This is a genomic window from Undibacterium paludis, assembly GCF_022568815.1.
GTDB lineage: Bacteria > Pseudomonadota > Gammaproteobacteria > Burkholderiales > Burkholderiaceae_D > Undibacterium.
The window spans coordinates 810,272-828,325 of record NZ_JAKZHX010000001.1 but is presented as its reverse complement, the minus strand read 5'-3'; the positions used below and the strand labels follow the sequence as shown (position 1 = coordinate 828,325).

General features: G+C 54.4%; 11 protein-coding genes. 4 read left to right on the top strand and 7 right to left on the bottom strand.

Annotation, left to right across the window (positions count from 1 at the left end):
* Window positions 1-21 precede the first annotated feature (21 nt).
* The 6 genes from LZ463_RS03625 to LZ463_RS03600 all read right to left on the bottom strand — a co-directional run bounded on the left by LZ463_RS03625 (window position 22) and on the right by LZ463_RS03600 (window position 9,847).
* Window positions 22-2,640: a TonB-dependent receptor gene (locus LZ463_RS03625; RefSeq protein ID WP_241453918.1), complete on the bottom strand. Its 2,619-nt coding sequence runs from the start codon at window positions 2,638-2,640 to the stop codon at window positions 22-24.
* A 216-nt stretch (window positions 2,641-2,856) separates the two neighbouring features.
* Entirely contained in the window at window positions 2,857-4,077 is a 1,221-nt protein-coding gene (locus tag LZ463_RS03620; RefSeq protein WP_241454295.1) for an ABC transporter substrate-binding protein, read from the bottom strand.
* 557 nt (window positions 4,078-4,634) lie between these two features.
* Window positions 4,635-6,071, bottom strand: a complete 1,437-nt coding sequence (locus LZ463_RS03615) for an ATP-binding protein (RefSeq protein WP_241454293.1) — start codon at window positions 6,069-6,071, stop codon at window positions 4,635-4,637.
* A gap of 43 nt (window positions 6,072-6,114) precedes the next feature.
* Window positions 6,115-6,837: a response regulator gene (locus LZ463_RS03610; protein ID WP_241453916.1), complete on the bottom strand. Its 723-nt coding sequence runs from the start codon at window positions 6,835-6,837 to the stop codon at window positions 6,115-6,117.
* A gap of 21 nt (window positions 6,838-6,858) precedes the next feature.
* On the bottom strand, window positions 6,859-8,181 hold the full coding sequence (locus LZ463_RS03605) for an ABC transporter substrate-binding protein (RefSeq protein WP_241453914.1): 1,323 nt from the start codon (window positions 8,179-8,181) through the stop codon (window positions 6,859-6,861).
* 160 nt (window positions 8,182-8,341) lie between these two features.
* A complete protein-coding gene (locus LZ463_RS03600; protein ID WP_241453913.1) occupies window positions 8,342-9,847 on the bottom strand; it encodes an ABC transporter permease/substrate-binding protein in 1,506 nt (501 codons plus the stop codon).
* 161 nt (window positions 9,848-10,008) lie between these two features.
* On the opposite strand from LZ463_RS03600, the gene LZ463_RS03595 reads away from it, so the two are divergent.
* Window positions 10,009-10,854, top strand: coding sequence for a dienelactone hydrolase family protein (locus tag LZ463_RS03595; protein ID WP_241453910.1), 846 nt, complete (start codon window positions 10,009-10,011; stop codon window positions 10,852-10,854).
* Here LZ463_RS03595 and LZ463_RS03590 read toward each other — a convergent pair.
* On the bottom strand, window positions 10,851-11,672 hold the full coding sequence (locus LZ463_RS03590; protein ID WP_241453906.1) for an AraC family transcriptional regulator: 822 nt from the start codon (window positions 11,670-11,672) through the stop codon (window positions 10,851-10,853). The two genes, LZ463_RS03595 and LZ463_RS03590, sit on opposite strands and share 4 nt — an antisense overlap.
* 130 nt (window positions 11,673-11,802) lie before the next feature.
* On the opposite strand from LZ463_RS03590, the gene LZ463_RS03585 reads away from it, so the two are divergent.
* The 3 genes from LZ463_RS03585 to LZ463_RS03575 all read left to right on the top strand — a co-directional run bounded on the left by LZ463_RS03585 (window position 11,803) and on the right by LZ463_RS03575 (window position 18,051).
* Window positions 11,803-13,239: an MFS transporter gene (locus tag LZ463_RS03585; protein ID WP_241453905.1), complete on the top strand. Its 1,437-nt coding sequence runs from the start codon at window positions 11,803-11,805 to the stop codon at window positions 13,237-13,239.
* A 303-nt stretch (window positions 13,240-13,542) separates the two neighbouring features.
* A complete protein-coding gene (locus LZ463_RS03580; protein WP_241453903.1) occupies window positions 13,543-14,835 on the top strand; it encodes an efflux RND transporter periplasmic adaptor subunit in 1,293 nt (430 codons plus the stop codon).
* Between the two features lie 51 nt (window positions 14,836-14,886).
* Window positions 14,887-18,051, top strand: a complete 3,165-nt coding sequence (locus LZ463_RS03575) for an efflux RND transporter permease subunit (RefSeq protein ID WP_241453901.1) — start codon at window positions 14,887-14,889, stop codon at window positions 18,049-18,051.
* Window positions 18,052-18,054 lie beyond the last annotated feature (3 nt).

Here is an 18,054-nt window from a genome sequence, read left to right as displayed (position 1 = left end):
TAACCCAGATCATGGTTCACATCAGAACTTGGCTCTGACACCTACGCTGTAACGTGCGCCGTTTTCATACACGCCAACTGGCAGGCCGTCTGTGGTGTTGGTGCGTATCACAGAGTTGGTCAGGTTGACAGCAGTGGCGAACAGGCTGATCTTTGGTGTGATATCCCAGTTGGCTGTTGCATCCCACTGGCCATAGGCGCTGGTGACATCCTGACCACCTTCATCCAGGCCACCGTAGGATTTGGAACGGTAGTTATACGACAGGCGGAAGCTGATGCCGTTCTTTTCATAGTAGCCACTGGCGTTCAACTGATTGCGTGAATTGCCGATGACGTTCAGTTTTTGTCCGCCAGCGATGGAGCCTGCCTTCGCATCGGTAAAGGTGTAGTTGACGATGGCGCCAAAGCCATTACCAAAAGCCTGTTGCCATTGCAGTTCCAGACCGTTGATGACCGCGCCATTGTCAGCATTGTGCGGACGTGTTACCGGGCGCATCACACCACCGACATTCTCTTGCGCAGTCGAGGTATAGATGAAGGTATCGAGGCGTTTGGTGAACAGGGTGGCAGACAGCATCGATGCATCGGCGAAATACCATTCGGCACCGATCTCTGCCTGGTCAGCATGGTAAGGTTTGAGCAAAGGGTTACCGGCGGTGGCTGCATTGGTGGTGCCGCTGACTTCGGTACTGGCGCTCAGGTCGCTATAGGTATTGCGTGCCATCACGCGGGCCACTGCGCCGCGTATGATCAGGTCTTTGCGGAAGTCGTAGACGACATTAAGGCTCGGCAAGACATCGTTATACGTACGTGTCGTGCTGCCGATCACGTAATTACCTTTGCCGGTCAGGTCTTGATAAGCTTCTGAGGTCTGCTCGGTCTTGACCAGGCGCACACCAAAATCACCACGCCATTTATCAACGGCGAAATCGGCCTTGGCATAAGCTGCAGTGATTTTTTCCTGTATCTTGTAATACTCGCCCTTGGCTTCGTTATAGACCATGCCCTTGTCATACATGGCAAAGCCCTTGCTGGCGGCCAGGCCGTCATCAACCCAGGCATATTGGGTCAGTGAACCGGATGTGGCTGCAGCCTGGCTCAGCAGTGGCGAGGCGCCGGTGGACAGGTCCGCCAGGCTGAAGGATTGCCAGCCTGTGCTGCCCGGGCCTACCGTACCGATGGTGCGGTGATTCTGTACGGTATTGTCGCGATATTTCAAACCAACCTTGATATCCTTGATGGCGGAGCCCGTCAGGTCCCAGGTCAGGTCGCCCTGCACATAGTTCTCTTTGCTTTCCATCTTGCGTACCCAGTCGCGCGCATTTTGCAAGGTCAGCTTGGTCGGGTCCAGCGGACTCATGTCCAGGTAAGAGACTTCATAAGTGTCCGGCGCGATATTGACGGTGGCGCGGGTATTGCCAGTGAACCAGAAATTGCGGTCATGCTTGCTGCCGCCTTCGGCAGCGGTACTGCCGGCCTGGCCGTGCAGTTTCCAGCCATCGCCTTCATAATTGCCTTCGATATCGAGTACCTTGGATTTGATATAGGCTTCACGGTAGATAGGTTCAAACGAGACACCGGTAGTCGGGCCCACGGTGCCGCCGACTACTGCCTTGGTGCCGTCTGAAGTCGTGATGAAACGCGGATTGGTGATACGGATAACATTATTGCCATCTGCCAGACCGCCTATCTGCCACAGGTAGTTCTGGTTATTGTTATCCATGTTCATATCTGAATTAATGTAATTCACAGATATGTCGCTGTCGCGATTAGGTTTGATCTGCAGGGTCACGTTGCCGGTAGTACGTTCACGATCCTGTCGGAATATTGCCGAGCCGCCACCCCATGATGCATAGGCATTGGGTGTTGCGACATTGTTCTGGTCGATGATGGTGTATTTGGTCGAATCGGTAAAGTTTTCCAGACCGTCACGGCGCATGGTGCGTTTCTGCTTGCTCAAAGACAGCAGGATGCCCATGGTGTTTTCATCATTCTTCCAGTTAACCAGGCCGGAAATTTGCGGGTCTGTCTTCTTGGGCAATTCGCTGTACGTGGCTTCGAGCGAGAATTGTGCTGTCAGCGGTGTCTTGAACTGCAGCGGTTTGCGGGTCTTGACATTGACCAGGCCACCTATACTGCCTTCATCAAGATCAGCAGACGGACTCTTGTAGACATCCAGACTGCCGACCAGCTCGGATGGCAGGATGTCGTAGTTAAAACCACGGCTTTGTGAATCATTTTTCCACCAGTATGCCGATGCGACCGATTGACCATTTAACTGTGTCATGTTGAGACTCTTGTCTGTGCCGCGTACAAATATGTCGCGGCCTTCACCCCAGGTACGGTCTACCGAAATGCCGGGTACACGTTGCAGGGAGTCAGCCACGTTCTTGTCAGGGAATTTACCCAGGTCTTCAGAGTTGACGGTATCGACGATGTTTTGTGAGTCACGCTTGCCGGCCAGGTTCTTTTTCAGGGTGTCACGTATGCCGCGCACTTCAATCACTTGCGAGCCATCCTTGCTGGTGGCATTTGCCGGCGGTGCTTCATCGGCAGCATAGACCACTTGGCATGCTGTAGTGCTCAGCACCAGGGCTATCAATTGCGGCAGAATCTTTTTCTTGAATACAGGCTTGCTCATCTCACATCTCCTCAGGTTTTCCATGCTATTGGGTATTAAAATAATTCGCGCAGCACTTTGTTTTCTTCTCTCTTCGCTTCTTTTTTTGTCTTACCAGTTTTTTCAATACAGCTTGATTTGAAAATCTTTCTTGACGATGTGTCAGGACAAGTTTAAAAAAACCGACGCCACGCTGGGCGTCGGTAAAAAATCACACTTCTTGGGGGAGGTATGATCTTAACGCTTGGACCGGTACACACTTGCAAAACTATTTTGTATTCTCGCCGCCGCTTCTTTGGCGGCGATCGTGCCATTCAAGACTTCGGCATTGACATTCCATAACTCCTGTTCCATGCTCGGCTGGCCACGGTTCAGTATCTGTGCATTAAAGCGTATGCTTGATTCGCAGGCAGTACGCCATTCCATCATTTGCTTGCCTATGGGGTCACGCACGGCGATCAAATGGTTCGACAGGGAAAAAAATCCGGTGACGCGATTGGTATACAGATCGGCAAATTCCTGCGAACCCAGCCACTCCAGAAACTTGTAGGCTTCATCCTTGTTTCTGGATTTCTTGTTGATACCTATGCCTATGTCCATATGGTCAAGGATGTAGCATTTGTCACCCGCCGTACGCACAGGTGGTGCAAACACGCCAAACTCAAGACCTGCCACCTGGTTGAAATAAGAAATATCCCATGACCCAACCGGGTACACCGCGGCCCGGCCAGATGCAAACTGATGCTGACTGTCGCTATAGGTTTGTGTGCTGGCATTGTTGGGCAGATACGCCGCCAGCGTGGCTTCGTATTCAAAGGCAGCTACATATTGCGGGTCAGTGAACCTGGCCTTACCGGCGATCAGTGCCTTGCGACCGGCTTCACCGCGCCAGTAATTGGGTCCTATGCTGGTGAACAGGGTTTGCGCTGCTTCCCATTTTTCTGCCGTGCCCAGCGCCAGTGGCACATAGCTACCGTTTCTCTTGACTGTATCAAGTGCGTTCAAAAACTCAGCCTGGGTTTTGGGTGCTTGCAGACCCAGCTTCTTGAAAATCTTCTTGTTATACAGAAAGCCGTGGATGACCGATGCCACCGGCATACAAAACGTCGTTCTGGCATCGTCGGTTTGCCATGCCAGCAAGGCAGTGGCTTCAAAATTCTCCATACCGGGTTTGCCATCGAGCCTTTCCAGGTAACCCTTGTTATACAAGGACTGCGACACGTCAAAAGGCCGGCAGGCGACCAGGTCACCCGCTGTGCCGTTGCTGAAGTGTGTCAGCAGTGCACTGTCATATTCAGTTGGCGTGGTTGGCGCAAACCTGACTTCTATGCCGGGGTGACGTTTGTTGAAGGCGGGTATCAAAGCCGTTTCCCACAAAGCCTTGTCGTCGACACGCCAGCTTTCCATGACGAGTGTGCCGGCATGTGCGGCGCTCATCACTGTCGTGGCGTACAACATCGCTATGTTGAAAAAACGTTTCAAGGAAAATCCTTTACCTGATTCGCAACCTGATGAATGGATATAAATCATTCATTTCCTGAAACCGATACTAGCAACGCACCCAATGTAATGCCACTTGCGTATTTGCTGATGCGTGGTTTTCTTATCTCTTTGATTTTATTGAGTTTTCTTTAGTGTACTGATGAGACTTGCTTACAATTCCTTACCCACTTTGCCAACTGGTATTGCTGTTCACTGGGCTGGTTCCGATAGCAGGGTTTTCAGGTTCATGAAGTATCAAAACCTTACTTAAGAATTCCTTACAAAACTTTACAAAAGTCAGGATGCCAGTGTTGTGAATTGCACAGATGGAGGATTTTGTACGGATGTCTGTCGGTTTGGCTGCGTCCTCAGAGTCATCCCGCCTGAACGGTGAGTGGCCATTTGTGGATTCCCGATCAGAACCATTTCGGGAATGACGCTAACAAGTCGGATGTGCATCAACAGTACCTGTTGCCGATGTTGACTGTGGTTGCTGATCGCGACTATTGATGATGACTGCTTATTGTGGTCACTTATTGCGGCAGGGTGATAATGGCATTCAAGCCGCCTTCGGGGTGATTTTCCAGCATCAGGCTGCCGCCATGTGCTTCTATGACACTGCGGGCAATGCCCAGGCCCAGGCCCAGGCCGGTTTCATTCTGGCTGCGTCCGTGTACCAGGCGCACATAGGGGTCGAACAGGCTGGGCAGGGCGTCTTCGGGTACGCCGGGGCCGTGGTCGCGCACGGTGATTACTACTTTGCCATCCAGCGTCTGTACGCTGATCTCTGCCTTTTCTCCATAGTAGAGTGCGTTGTCGAGCAGATTACCGATGGCGCGTTTCAGGGCCAGTGGCTTGCCAACTACGCTGATACCTGATTCTTCAAACCTGACGTCATGTTTGGCCAGATGGGCGCTGCGTACCAGGCGGCGTATCAGCAAATCGAGCCGGACTTCGGTCGGGTTTTCATGGATGTCGGTATCTTTTACGCATTGCAATGCGCCCTTGACCATCATGTCGAGATCATCAAGGTCCTCTTCAAATTCACCACGCAAGACATCATCATCGAGCAATTCTGAACGCAGTTTCAGGCGCGTGATAGGCGTGCGCAGATCATGCGAGATAGAGATGAACAGGCGCTCGCGATCTTCCAGGTAACTTTGTATGCGCTGGCGCATGGCGGCAAAGGCGCGCGCAGTATTGATGAATTCCCTGCTGCCATCTTCCGGCAGGTCGGGCACCGGCTCACCCTTGCCAAAGGCCGCTGCCGCATCGGACAGGGCTGCAAGCGGGCGGGTGATCCAGCGCACCACCATGATAGATAACAGCAGTACCGCGGCCAGCGACAAGCCTTGCAAGACCAGCCGGTCAAATGACAGGGGGTCACTGCCTTTGAGGAAGTAGGGGTTGGGCATCAGGGCTGCCAGGTATAGCCAGTTACCTGGTTCCAGTTCGGTCTGTATGACCAGTACCGGGGCAGGTTCAGGCTTGATCAGCAAGATATGCTGCACCCAGCTTTCCGGTAAATCGCTGATGCGGGTACCATCAACCGAGGTCATCAGCTGATCGGGCCAGGCAAAGGCGACCTTGAATTCAGGGTATTGCGGCAAGTCAGTCTTCAGGGTATTGCTGACCTTGGCGGCCACGGCTTGCGCCAGTGCCTGCGGCTCGATTTCCGTGATGGGTACCGGGGCTGTATTGGTCTGTACAAAAAAACGTGTGCCACCCATTTCGCGAAACTGCTGTATCAGCACGGTACGGTAACTTGGCGGCAGGCTGCGGAAGAAACGTATCGCACTTGATGCGCTATGCGCCAGGTATTGCGCCGCTGTGGTTGCCTCTATCTCTGCCTTGGCTCTTTGCTGCGTGGTCCAGATGGCGCTACCGACCAGTTGTGTCAGCAAGACGCCAAACACCATCACCAGTGACAGACGCCCCAGCAGCGACTGTGGCAACCAGTGCCAGCGCATGTCGTAGCCAACGGCCTTGTCGGGCTGGGCATCGTTGACAGCTTCAGACACTGGCGACACTCACATCGGCAGAAAACACATAGCCGGCACCGCGCACCGTCTTGATCAGGGTTGGCTGCTTGCTGTCGTCCTTCAACAACAGGCGCAGACGGCTGATCTGTACATCAAGCGATCTGTCCAGGGGACCGGCGTCGCGGCCCCGGGTTTCTTCTGACAGAACGTTGCGATCGAGTACGTCGCCAGGGTGTTCGACAAAATATTTGAGCAACTGGTAATCCATGCCAGTCAATGCCACCAGTTCACCGGCGGCATCGGTGACCTTGCGTTCTACCAGATCCAGGGTAAACCCCAGGAAACGGTAAAAACGCGGCGCAGCTGCCACGTCGGCAGTGCCTGATCCCGAGCGACGCAGGATGGCCTTGATACGTGCCAGCAGTTCGCGCGGGTTATAAGGCTTGGCGATGTAATCATCTGCGCCTAGCTCCAGTCCGACGATGCGGTCAGTATCGTCAGAGCTGGCGGTCAGCATGATGATGGGAATATTGGAGCGCTGACGCACGATCTTGCATAGGGCAAAGCCGTCAGTATCAGGCAGCATTACATCGAGTATCACCAGTGACAACTGTGTCATCTGGCTGTTGAATTCGGTTACGAAGCTCTCGCCATTATGGGACAGGATGACTTCATACTGGTTTTTTTCCAGATAGGTTTTCAACAGCACCCGGGTTTTCTGGTCGTCATCGACGATGAGTATTTTGCGTGTCATCTTTGTCTGCCTGATATGTTCTTATTGGTTAGTCTTGCGGTTACTGCTGAATGCCCGGTACATCGCTGCCAGTTTTGCCTGTGTTTCTGCGATACTGACATTGCCATCTATAAAGTAGCGATGTATGACGGCGATGATGGCATCCTTGCTGGTTTCATCTGTCGCCATCCGGTGTACCAGACTGGGTGCCTGTACTGCTGCACCTTGTGCAAAAGTCGTCCAGGACGCGCGGGCGCAACTGTCCATTTTGGCGGGATCAGCGTCGCGCCGTACCGATACAGAACCTTTGACCGCATTGTATTCAGCCTGTACGGCCGGGGTGGCGACCAGCCTGGCCAGTTTTTCCTGCGCCGCTACCCTTGAATAGTCATTGGTAAACATCGAGAAGGTGTCGACGCTGTACAGATGGTACCTGGCCGTACCCGGCATGGCTGTGCAAGAGAAGGCTTCGTCCGTGGCAAAACCGCCTTCATTGAGCTCACCTTTGACCCAGTCACCGGTGATCATCATCGCGGCTTCGTTCCTGGCAAATTGCCGTACCACTTCGGGCCAGACCCGTTCATCAACAGGATTATTCATCCAGCCCTTCATCTGGCGCAAACGCTCCAGCGCCTGGACAAAGCGTTTGTCAGACACGGCCTGGGCATTCTGCTTGACGAACAGTTCGCGATGATAGTCTGGTCCGCTCTCTGCCAGGATGAGATTTTCAAACAGGGTGGCAACCTGCCAGGGTTCGCTGCTCTGCGCCAGTGGAATCACGCCTGCTGCTTTCAGCCTGGCGGCGACAACAACCAGTTCATCCCAGCTTTCGGGGGGCGACAGTTTCAGGCTGGTGAAAATCTTGCGGTTGTAAAACAGGGTATTGGTGCGATGTATGCCCAGCGGCGCAGCCACCACATGTTTGCGGTGCTGTATCAGGTTCTGTATGGTCGGGAAGAAAACGGTATTCCATTTGTTGGTGCTGGCGACCTTGTCGAGCTCCAGCAAAAAACCAAGATCAGCCCACTCTTTGATTGATACCCCGATGATTTGTGTTACTTCGGGCGCATCATTGGCCAGCACCCGGCTTTTCAGGACCTTGCCGGCGCCTATACCAGCCCCGCCGGGTATGCCGGCATCGCGCCAGACCACGCCCTCATCCGCCAGCCGGGCCGCCAGCAGCGTTGCTGCCTTGCGCTCACTGGCAGAAGTCCACCAATGCAGTACCTGCAAGGTGGTATCTGGCTGGGTAGTACCGCCATAAGCGACGGGAGCGGCGAGGGCGCCAGTGAGTGCCGCCATTGAAATCACCAGGCCGCACTGCCGTGCCAGCCTGGATAGAGCCAGATTTTCAATGTATGCCATCACTTCGCTATATATGCCTGTTGTCGTGTTGCTAATAATGGGGGAGGAATGGGGTAAGTACCGCTGTTGCCGTTGCGAGAAATCACGAAAGGCAGTAAGTCCGGATGCATATTACCAAACCGTTGTAAATTCCGGTAGGCATGTGGGGTAAGGGTGTCGCCTAGTATTTCTTTACAATCAGCCGTTCAAGCAGGTCAAAACTCCATTGCGTCAGCAAAGCCAGGGCGGCTGCGGGCAGGGCGCCGGCCAGCAGCATCTGGTTGTCGTTGAGGGCCAGGCCTATGGTGATGCGCTCGCCGTAGCCACCGGCTCCGATGAAGGCGGCGATCGTTGCTGTGCCCACGCTCATGACGGCAGCGGTCTTGATGCCCGCCAGTATCATGGGCAAGGCCAGTGGCAAATCGACATGCCGCAATCTTTGCCCGTGTGACAAACCCAGGGCCAGCGCTGCCATGCGCAAACCATCAGGCACTTGCAGTATGCCGACACAGGTATTGCGCACTACCGGCAGCAGTGCATACAGCGACAGGGCAATCAGGGCCGGCACAAAACCTATCATGCCCAGCAGGGGGATCAGCATGGCCAGCAAGGCCAGTGAGGGCACGGTCTGCAAAATGCCAACACCTGCCATTACTGCCTGACGCAGGCGTGGTGCAAAGGCGGCGATGATACCCAGCGGTATGCCCAGCAGGCAGGCCAGGCTGATGGCTGCCAGTACCAGTAGCAGGTGTTGCCATGTCAGTCGCATGAAGTCAGGGCCAAACAGTTTCTGTAGCAGACCTTCGCGTCTTGTTGCGGCAGCGGGGGGAGATGAGGTGGATAAAAACTGCTGCGCGACCTGTGCAAAGCTTTTGCCATCCAGTTCCACCGCAGCATTCATCGCAATCATTCGCGCATTGTCTATCTTGCCTTCCAGCTTTTGTATGGCTGCCCAGGCCTGGGGGAAACGTGCCGGCATATCAAGACGGTATAGCAATACGGCGTCATAGCGCGGGAAATAATGACGGTCGTCAAGCAGCACATGCAAGTTCATCTGCTTGATCCTGGCATCGGTGGAATAGATATCGATGACATCGACCTGGCCAGAAGCCAGTGCATCATAGGCGATACCGTGATCCAGTCCGGCAGGCCGTTGTGGCAACTGGTAGAGCCTGGCCAGACCCGGCCAGCCATCGGTGCGGCCCAAAAATTCATGCGAGAGGCCGAAGCGCAAAGCTGGTTTTTTTGCCAGGTCGCTCAGTGATTCCGGCATGTCAGCAGCATCTGGCCGCATCGCCAGTGCATAGGTATTGTTGAAGCCCAGTGGCACTGCCAGGCCCAGCCCCTGCAAAGCCAGTTCTGCCTGTAACTGTGGCAGGCTGGCCGGTCCTTCATGTTTCAGTATCTCGGTCTGGATGGTGCCCAGGTATTCAGGGTAGATGTCAATACTGCCGGTCTTGAGAGCATTGAGTACGATAGCCGTATTACCAAGGCCCTGGAGGTGATGTGCCGGGCCATGAGGTGCAGCTATCTGCGTCAGGATTTCGCCGAGGATATAGGATTCAGTAAAACGTTTGGAACCAACGTTCAGACTGGTGTCGGCATGGGCTTTTCCTGACGTGAGACAGACTGCCAGAAAAACCAGCCAGAAAGTTGACAGGGGTTGAATCCGTATCCTGAAATGCATGAATGATTGCTCCTGAGCTGACTGCATCAAGCGGAGTAAGGAACTTCCATGAAGGCATTCTACATGCATGTCCAATTCAACCCTGATTATGTCCAAAGCGCCGCTACCAGACCTGTCGCGGCGAACCTACACTAAAAGCCCCTGGAATAAACGGAGCAACCATGTCCATCGCCATCAAAGATATCAGCAAACCAGATATGCATGCAGATGATCCGATCAGCGATTTCACACAGCGCCAGATCAGTCTCAATGATGTGGACAAAGTTGTCCATGTCAGCGGCAGCGGTCCGGCTGTCATTGTTATGACAGAGATGCCCGGCATCAGCCCGCATGTGGCGCGCTTTGCACGCTGGGTACGTGATGCTGGTTTTACAGTGTACATGCCCTCGTTGTTCGGGCGTGACGGTATCGTGGTCAGTGCAGAAGAGGGAGCCGCCGTTTTCCAGAAAGCCTGTGTCAGCGCAGAATTCCGCGCCTTTGCCGGGCACAAGGGTAGTAGCCCGGTCACATTGTGGTTGCGAGCGCTTGCCAGGCTCGCGCATGAAGAATGCGGCGGCCCTGGTGTTGGCGCCATAGGCATGTGCTTCACCGGTAATTTTGCTCTCTCCATGATGCTGGACAAAACCGTACTTGCCCCGGTCGTTGCCCACCCTTCGTTGCCGCTGGACGACCCTGCTGGCACCGGAATGGATGCTGCTGATCTGCAGGCTGTTCGCAGCCGGCTGGAAAGTGAAGATCTGACTGTCATGGCTTACCGGTTTGACGGCGACAGTTTCTGCCGCGCCCAGCGCTTTGCCGCATTTTCAGAAGCATTGGGTGAGCGCTTCGTCACCAGGGTGTTGCCAGACAACGCCGCCAACCAGGACACGGCTCCTTTTTTCCAGCGCTATGTCAAAACCCCGCATAGCGTTGTGACGGCGCATCTGATTGATGAAGCGGGACAGCCGACCATGGCGGCGCGGGATGAAATATTGCGATTTTTCAGAGCCAGGCTGATACAGGGCTAGACAGACAGTCCTCTGCTCGCGAAATAGTGTGCCGGTGAATCACCAAAATTGCGCCGGAACATGGCAATGAAATTGCTGGGGGTTGCATATCCCAGGGACTCGGCCACATTGGCAACCGGCTCGCCTTGTGCCAGACGCTCCAGTGCCTGAGTGAGTCTGGCCTGCTGACGCCATTGCGCGAAACTGGTTCCGGTTTCTGCGCGAAACAACCTGGTGAGAGTGCGCGCTGACAAACCGGCCCAGGCTGCCCATTCTTCCAGCGTACGATCTATATCCGGCTGCTCAAAAATTGCGGTAGTGACTCTTAGCAAACGACGGTCTTGCGGCATGGGCAAATGCAAAGACTCATGCGGTGCCTGACGTATTTCGTCAAGCAATACGGCGATCAGGCGTTCCTGTTCCGGTGTCAGATCCAGTTGCCCTGACCACGACACGGCGCGGCGCACCAGCGAGCGCATCAACTCGGTCACACCCATCACACAGGGCTGGTCGGGCAGGTATTTAGCCGCCTCAGGCGTGATCATGACACTCCACCCGCTCATTGCACTGTTGATGGTGACCTGATGTGCTTCGCCAGGCGGTATCCAGCCTGCACGGTTTGGCGGTGACAACCAGGACCCTCGCGGTGTGCGCATGTGTACCAGACCGCTTTCCACGCAAAAAATTTGTCCACGCAAGTGGCTGTGCCAGTCATATTCACGGGTCCCCAGGCGGAAGCCGCTTTCTGCACTGTCGTCACCCCAGACGGCGACAACGGCAGGTCCATCACTGCGTTCACTGAAATCAAAAGTGGGATTTTCTATTTTTTTTTCAGACATGGCCTGTTCTCACTATTTTTTGTCTAAACAACGTTATCAGTTTTTACATGAACTGTCCAATACTGTGTCATGTGATAAAGCAAATATTACATCTCAAATTTCGTCAACCAAATATATTCAGGAGCTCATCATGAGTGCTTCTTCTGCTGCGCCGGCCATGCCGGCTCCTTCGCTGATCCATCCGCATATTCCTTTGTGGATAGCGGTGGTCATCGCCTGTGTTTCTTCTTTTATGGTAGTAATGGATGGCGCCATCGTCAACGTTGCCTTGCCTGCCATGCAGACCGATTTGCATCTGTCCAAACTGGAATTGCAATGGGTGGTTGATGCCTATCTGTTGAGTCTGGGTGGCTTCATGCTGCTGGCTGCGCGCGCCAGTGATTTGTTTGGTCGTAAAATCGTACTGCAATCGGGCCTGCTGATATTTACTCTGGCAAGCCTGGCAGGCGGCTTTGCTGAAAGCGGTACCATGCTGCTGGTTTCGCGTGCTATCCAGGGGTTTGGTGCCTCAGCTCTGGCAACGTCTACCCTGGCCGTGATTGTCGCCGTTTATCCCACCGGTTCGGCGAAGGCAACGGCCATATCCATGTGGGCAGCATCTAGCTCGATAGCCTCCGCACTCGGTGTCGTGATCGGCGGCTGGCTGACTACCTCGGCGGGTTGGCGCTGGGTGATGTTTGTCAATGTTCCCATAGGCTTTGCGCTGATTCTTGGGGTCGCTGCCTGCATGGCGCCAGTCAAGCCAGGCACGGTACGTCCAAAACTTGATGTCTGGGGGGCGATAACGATCACCCTTGGCATGGGAGCATTGATACTCGGTATTTCGCAAAGCGTGAGCATGGGCTGGAATTCAAGCATCGTGTTGGCAGCATTGTGTGCAGCAGCGCTGTTGCTGGTCAGTTTTTTTACCATTCAGGCCAAGACGGAACAACCATTGATACCACTCAGTATTTTCTCCCTGCATAGCGTGCGCATGGGGAATATTGTCGTGCTGGGCCTTGGTGCTTCACTGACGGCTTCCACTTTTTTCCTTTCCATCGTGCTCCAGCAGGTCGCCGGTTATAGCGCACTGGAAACCGGTCTGTCGTTGCTGCCCATGGGTATCACACTGGCCATTGCAGCGATAGTCTCACGTCCGCTAATGGACAGCGGTGTGCGTCGCTTGCCATTCTTTGGCGGTTTGGTCAGTGCGGCCGGTCTGATCTGGCTGACCAGGGTGCCTGCAACGCCAGATTATGTTATTGACGTACTTGGTCCAACCTTGCTGGTCGGCCTGGGCCTGGGCCTGATGCTGATGACTTCTGCCCACACTGCGCTGGCAGGTATACCGCCTAAACAGGCAGGCCTCGCATCCGGCCTGTTCAATACCTCTCGTCAGTTGGGCGCAGCACTTGGTATTGCCTGCCTGTCGACTTTGGCGCACACGATTACCCGTGACTCCGCTCATCTGGACATGCCGTTGCTGGCGCAGTTGCAGGGGTATCACGCTGCCTTCCTGGCGACCGCCATATTGAGTGCGATCGCCGGTTTGACCTCACTGACCTTGCGTCCTTTGGAAAAGAATTAAGCAGGTCCATAAAAATAATAAATAAAAATAAGCAGCCTGATCAGATGCCGGCGTCTGCCGGCGAGATGAGGGCTGCTCAGCCCGACAGGGATGGATGTCTCTTGTCCACACCATCCTTGCCTGGAGGCTGTCGCACGTCTTTCTGATTTGCTTATCTTCGCTGCAAATCAAGAACCGTGGAAAAAGCAAGGGAGGACGACATGTACCCTCGAGCCATCAGCTAAAAAAATTTCCATTCCAGAGCACTCTGCGTCTGTCATGACCAGTGCTGACGAACTGTTTTTGTTAGAAAGAAAATGCATCATGGAATCCATACAATTACGCCCTGTCGTCAGGGCATATCACATATCGCACACTGAGCATGCGCAGTTGTTCCCGCAATTATCCCGTATAGTGCGTACCCTACTGGTGTTGAGCCTGCCCGTACTGGGCATGTCCGCATGCAGCAAGCATCAGGGGACTGCTGTAGCAGCAGAACATGAGCCAGCGCCCGAGGTAAGCAGCATGACCATACATGCAAAGACCCTGCCGGCTGAATTTGAATATGTGGGCCAGACAGCCGGCTCACGTGAGACTGAGGTACGGGCACGCATTTCCGGCATTCTGCAGAACCGCCTGTATGAAGAAGGTGTGAACGTCAAGGCAGGGCAGGCATTGTTTCAGATTGACCCCGGTGCTTACCAGACACAACTGGCTTCGGTCGAAGCGAATGCCGCAGTCGCTGAAGCGAAATTGCATCAGGCCAGACGTGAGCTGGAACGGCTGACTCCTCTGGCGGCGGAAAAAGCCATCAGTCAAAAAGAGTTTGATGATGCCAGATCCACACTGGAAACGGCCGAGGCTGGCGTCAAGCAGTCACGTGCACAGGTGAATGAGGCAAGATTGAACCTGGGTTACACCAAGGTACTGGCCCCTATCGGCGGTGTCACCGGTGTGGCCGCAAAATCAAATGGGAGCCTGGTCACCCAGACAGACAGTCTGTTGACGACGATAGTACAGACCGACCCCATGTATATCAGGTTCAGCGTCCCGGAATCTGATTTCCTGAAACTGAACAAGGACTTGCACAGTGGCGCACTCAGTCTTGAGGGAAAACGGGCCGCCAATGGCAGCCTGGGCTTTAACGTCAGCATCAAACTTGCGGACGGCAGCATTTATCCGGTCAGCGGAAAAATGAATTTTTCCAGCGAACGCATCAATCCGGCTACCGGTGGTTTTGATGCGCGTGCACAAATCCCCAATCCAGACGGTAATCTGCGCCCTGGACAATTTGTCAGGGTCCTGCTCAGTGGCGCCAGCCTCAATAATGCGATAGCCATTCCGCAGCGCGCCGTGCTCGATGCGCCTAAAGGCAAGATGGTGCTGGCGGTCGGCCCGGAGAACAAGCTGGTGCCGCGTCCGGTGGAACTGGATGGCCTGAAAAATGGTACATGGATAGTCACCAAGGGTCTGCAGGAAGGTGATCGTATCGTCGTCGACGGCCTGTTCAAGGCAAAGCCGGGCATGGTGGTCAATCCGGTAGAGGCGACAGCAACAGCAAAGACATCTTCATCAGCGCCGTCATTGGCAGCGCCCGCAGCCGGGGCAGCTCGCTAATGATCCGTCCTTGCCAGATTCATGCCAATCCTTCCATAACGGGATAATCCAATGTTCTCCAAATTTTTTATCGACCGTCCCATCTTCGTGACGGTACTGTCGCTGGCGATCGTGCTGGCAGGGCTGCTCGCGCTCAAGGCCCTGCCGATATCGCGCTATCCGGATGTTTCTCCACCGGTGGTCAACGTCGTCGCCAATTATCCTGGCGCCTCCGCAGAGGTGCTTGAGCGCACAGTTGCCGCGCCCATTGAAGACCAGATCAATGGTGTGGAAAAAATGCTGTATATGGATTCGACTTCGTCCTCAGACGGGCGAGTTTCCATCAACGTTACCTTTGAAGTCGGCACACCGCTTGATATTGCCGCCGTCAATGTGAACAACCGGGTGCGTCAGGCAGAAGCCAAACTGCCGCCCGAGGTGCGGCGTCAGGGTGTGGTGGTCAGTAAAAGCTCGTCGAACTTCCTGGTGGTTGCTGCCGTGTATTCACCCGATGATCGCTATGACGCGCTATATCTGTCTAACTACGTGACCCGTAATATGCTGGACGCCCTGAAGCGTACGCCGGGAACCAACAACGTGCATGTACTCGGTGCGCGGGATTATGCGATGCGCATCTGGCTGCGACCGGACCGCATGGCACAGCTGGGTGTGACGGTGGCCGACATTTCCAACGCCATCAATGAACAGAGTTCGCTGTATGCAGCGGGCAAAGTGGGAGCGCCGCCCAACAATACCGAAGAATTGACGATGACAGTCACGGCCAAGGGCCGCATGCTGGAACCGGAACAGTTTTCCAATATCATCGTCAAAAGTTCGGAAGAAGGAGCCAGTATCAGGATCAAGGACATTGCACGCGTAGAGCTGGGATCGCAAGATTACAATGTCTATGGTCGTGTGAACGGACACCCTTCTGCCAACATACGCATGTTCCTGGAAAGTGGCGCCAATGCACTGGAAACCCGCAAAGCCATAGAAAAAACATTACAGGAGCTGAAGGCTAAATTTCCTGAGGGTATGACCTACAGCACACCTTACGACACCACCCCGTTTGTCACTGAATCGATTAAAGAAGTGATCAAGACCCTGGGTGAGGCGATGGTGCTGGTCTTTATAGTCGTCTACCTGTTTTTACAGAGCTGGCGTGCAACCATCATCCCGACACTGGCGGTGCCGGTTTCTCTGATAGGTACACTGGCTGCGCTGCATTTGCTCGGGTATGGCATCAATACCCTGACCCTGTTCGGTATGGTGCTGGCAATCGGCATTGTTGTTGATGACGCCATCGTTGTCCTTGAAAATGTCGAAAGGCTGATCAATGAACATGGTATGTCACCTAAAGATGCGGCGCTGGAAGCCATGCATGAGGTGACCGGGCCAGTGGTGGCCATCGTGCTGGTGCTGGTTGCGGCGTTTGCACCGGTGGCCTTTCTTGGTGGCCTGGCCGGGGAACTGTATCGCCAGTTCTCGGTGACGATTTCTATCGCGGTGATACTGTCCGGCTTTGTTGCACTGACACTGACACCGGCGCTGTGCGCCATCCTGCTCAAACCTTCCGCCCAGCAGCCGCATCGTTTCTTTATCTGGTTCAACGCAGCATTTGCGCGATTCACGACACGTTATACCAGAGGTGTCAATTTTCTGATCAAGCGTTCGGCACTGGGACTGGTATTGTTTGCCAGCATGGTTGGCGTGACTGTTTATCTGTGGAATGCCGTACCCAGAGGACTGGTTCCTGATGAAGACCAGGGTTTCTTCATCAGTGCTGCGATGTTGCCGGAAGGTGCTTCGCTTGAACGCACCAACGCGATGATGAAACAGGTTGAGGGCATAGTCACCGCCAATAAAAATGTAGACACGACACTGACCATGGTTGGCCTGGATTTTCTTGGCGGTGGTGCCATCAAGTCTTCGGCAGCTACCATGTTCGTACCGCTCAAACCCTGGGACAAGCGTGACCAGTCCGCACAGCAGCTGGTATTGGAAAACCTGAAGAAGACCAAGCCTGTCAAGGAAGGCATGCCGCTGTTCTTCAACCCGCCGGCAATTCAGGGACTGGGCCAGATCGGTGGTTTTGAATTTTATATGCAAAACCGTGGCGAGGGCGGGGTCAGGCGTCTGGCAGAAGTATTGCCGGCTTTTCTGGCAGAGGCCAATAAGCAGCCTGAACTGGCTGGTGTCAAAAGCCTGTTCCAGGCCAGGTCGCCACAGATATTTGTCGATGTCGATAACGACAAGGCCAGGGCGATGGGCATCACGCTGTCGGAAGTCTACAACACGCTGGCGGCCACGCTGGGTAGCTATTACGTCAACGACTTCAATAAAAATGGCCGTACCTACAATGTCTTGCTGCAGGCAGAAGGGCAATATCGCGCCAGGCCGGAAGATATAGGCAGCATGTATGTGCGCTCAGTGAAGGGGATGATGATACCGGTGCGTGCCTTTACGCGCATCAGCTATGAAGCTGGTCCTGATTCTGTCCTGCATTTCAATGCACTGCCGGCGATCAAGATATTGGGAGCCGCCAAGCCAGGTTACAGCTCAGGTCAGGCTCTCGCTGCCATGGAACGTGTAGCCGCAAAAATCCTGCCGGCGGATACCAGCTATGACTGGGGTGGGGCATCCTTCCAGGAAAAGCGTAGCGCCAATGCCGGCAGCCTGGCTCTGGGGGCTGGCGTGCTGATGATTTTCATGATCCTTGCTGCCCAGTATGAGAAATGGTCGTTACCTTTGTCGGTGCTGCTGGTCATGCCGTTCGGGATATTTGGCGCCTTGCTGGCAGTGTATTTCCGCAGTTTCAATAATGACGTCTACTTCCAGATCGGTCTGGTCACCTTGCTGGGACTTTCTGCAAAGAACGCCATCCTGATTGTGGAATTTGCCGTGATCAAGGTTCATGAAGGGTATACCCCTGTTGCTGCAGCACTGGAGGCCGCGCGCCTGCGTTTCCGCCCTATCCTGATGACATCCATGGCGTTCATTCTTGGTGTGACACCACTTGCTTTTTCACATGGAGCCGGTGCGGCAGCACGTCAGTCCCTTGGTACTGGTGTGCTCGGGGGCATGCTGGCGGCCACTTTCCTGGCGATCTTCTTCGTACCTTTGTTCTTCAAACTGATTCAGGAGTGGCGTTTGAAAGCAGGCTCGCGATCCGTGGCGACAGCGAGCGATGCAGGCCCTGTGCTGCCCTATCCCCAATCTTTGACCGTAAAGGAATAGCCC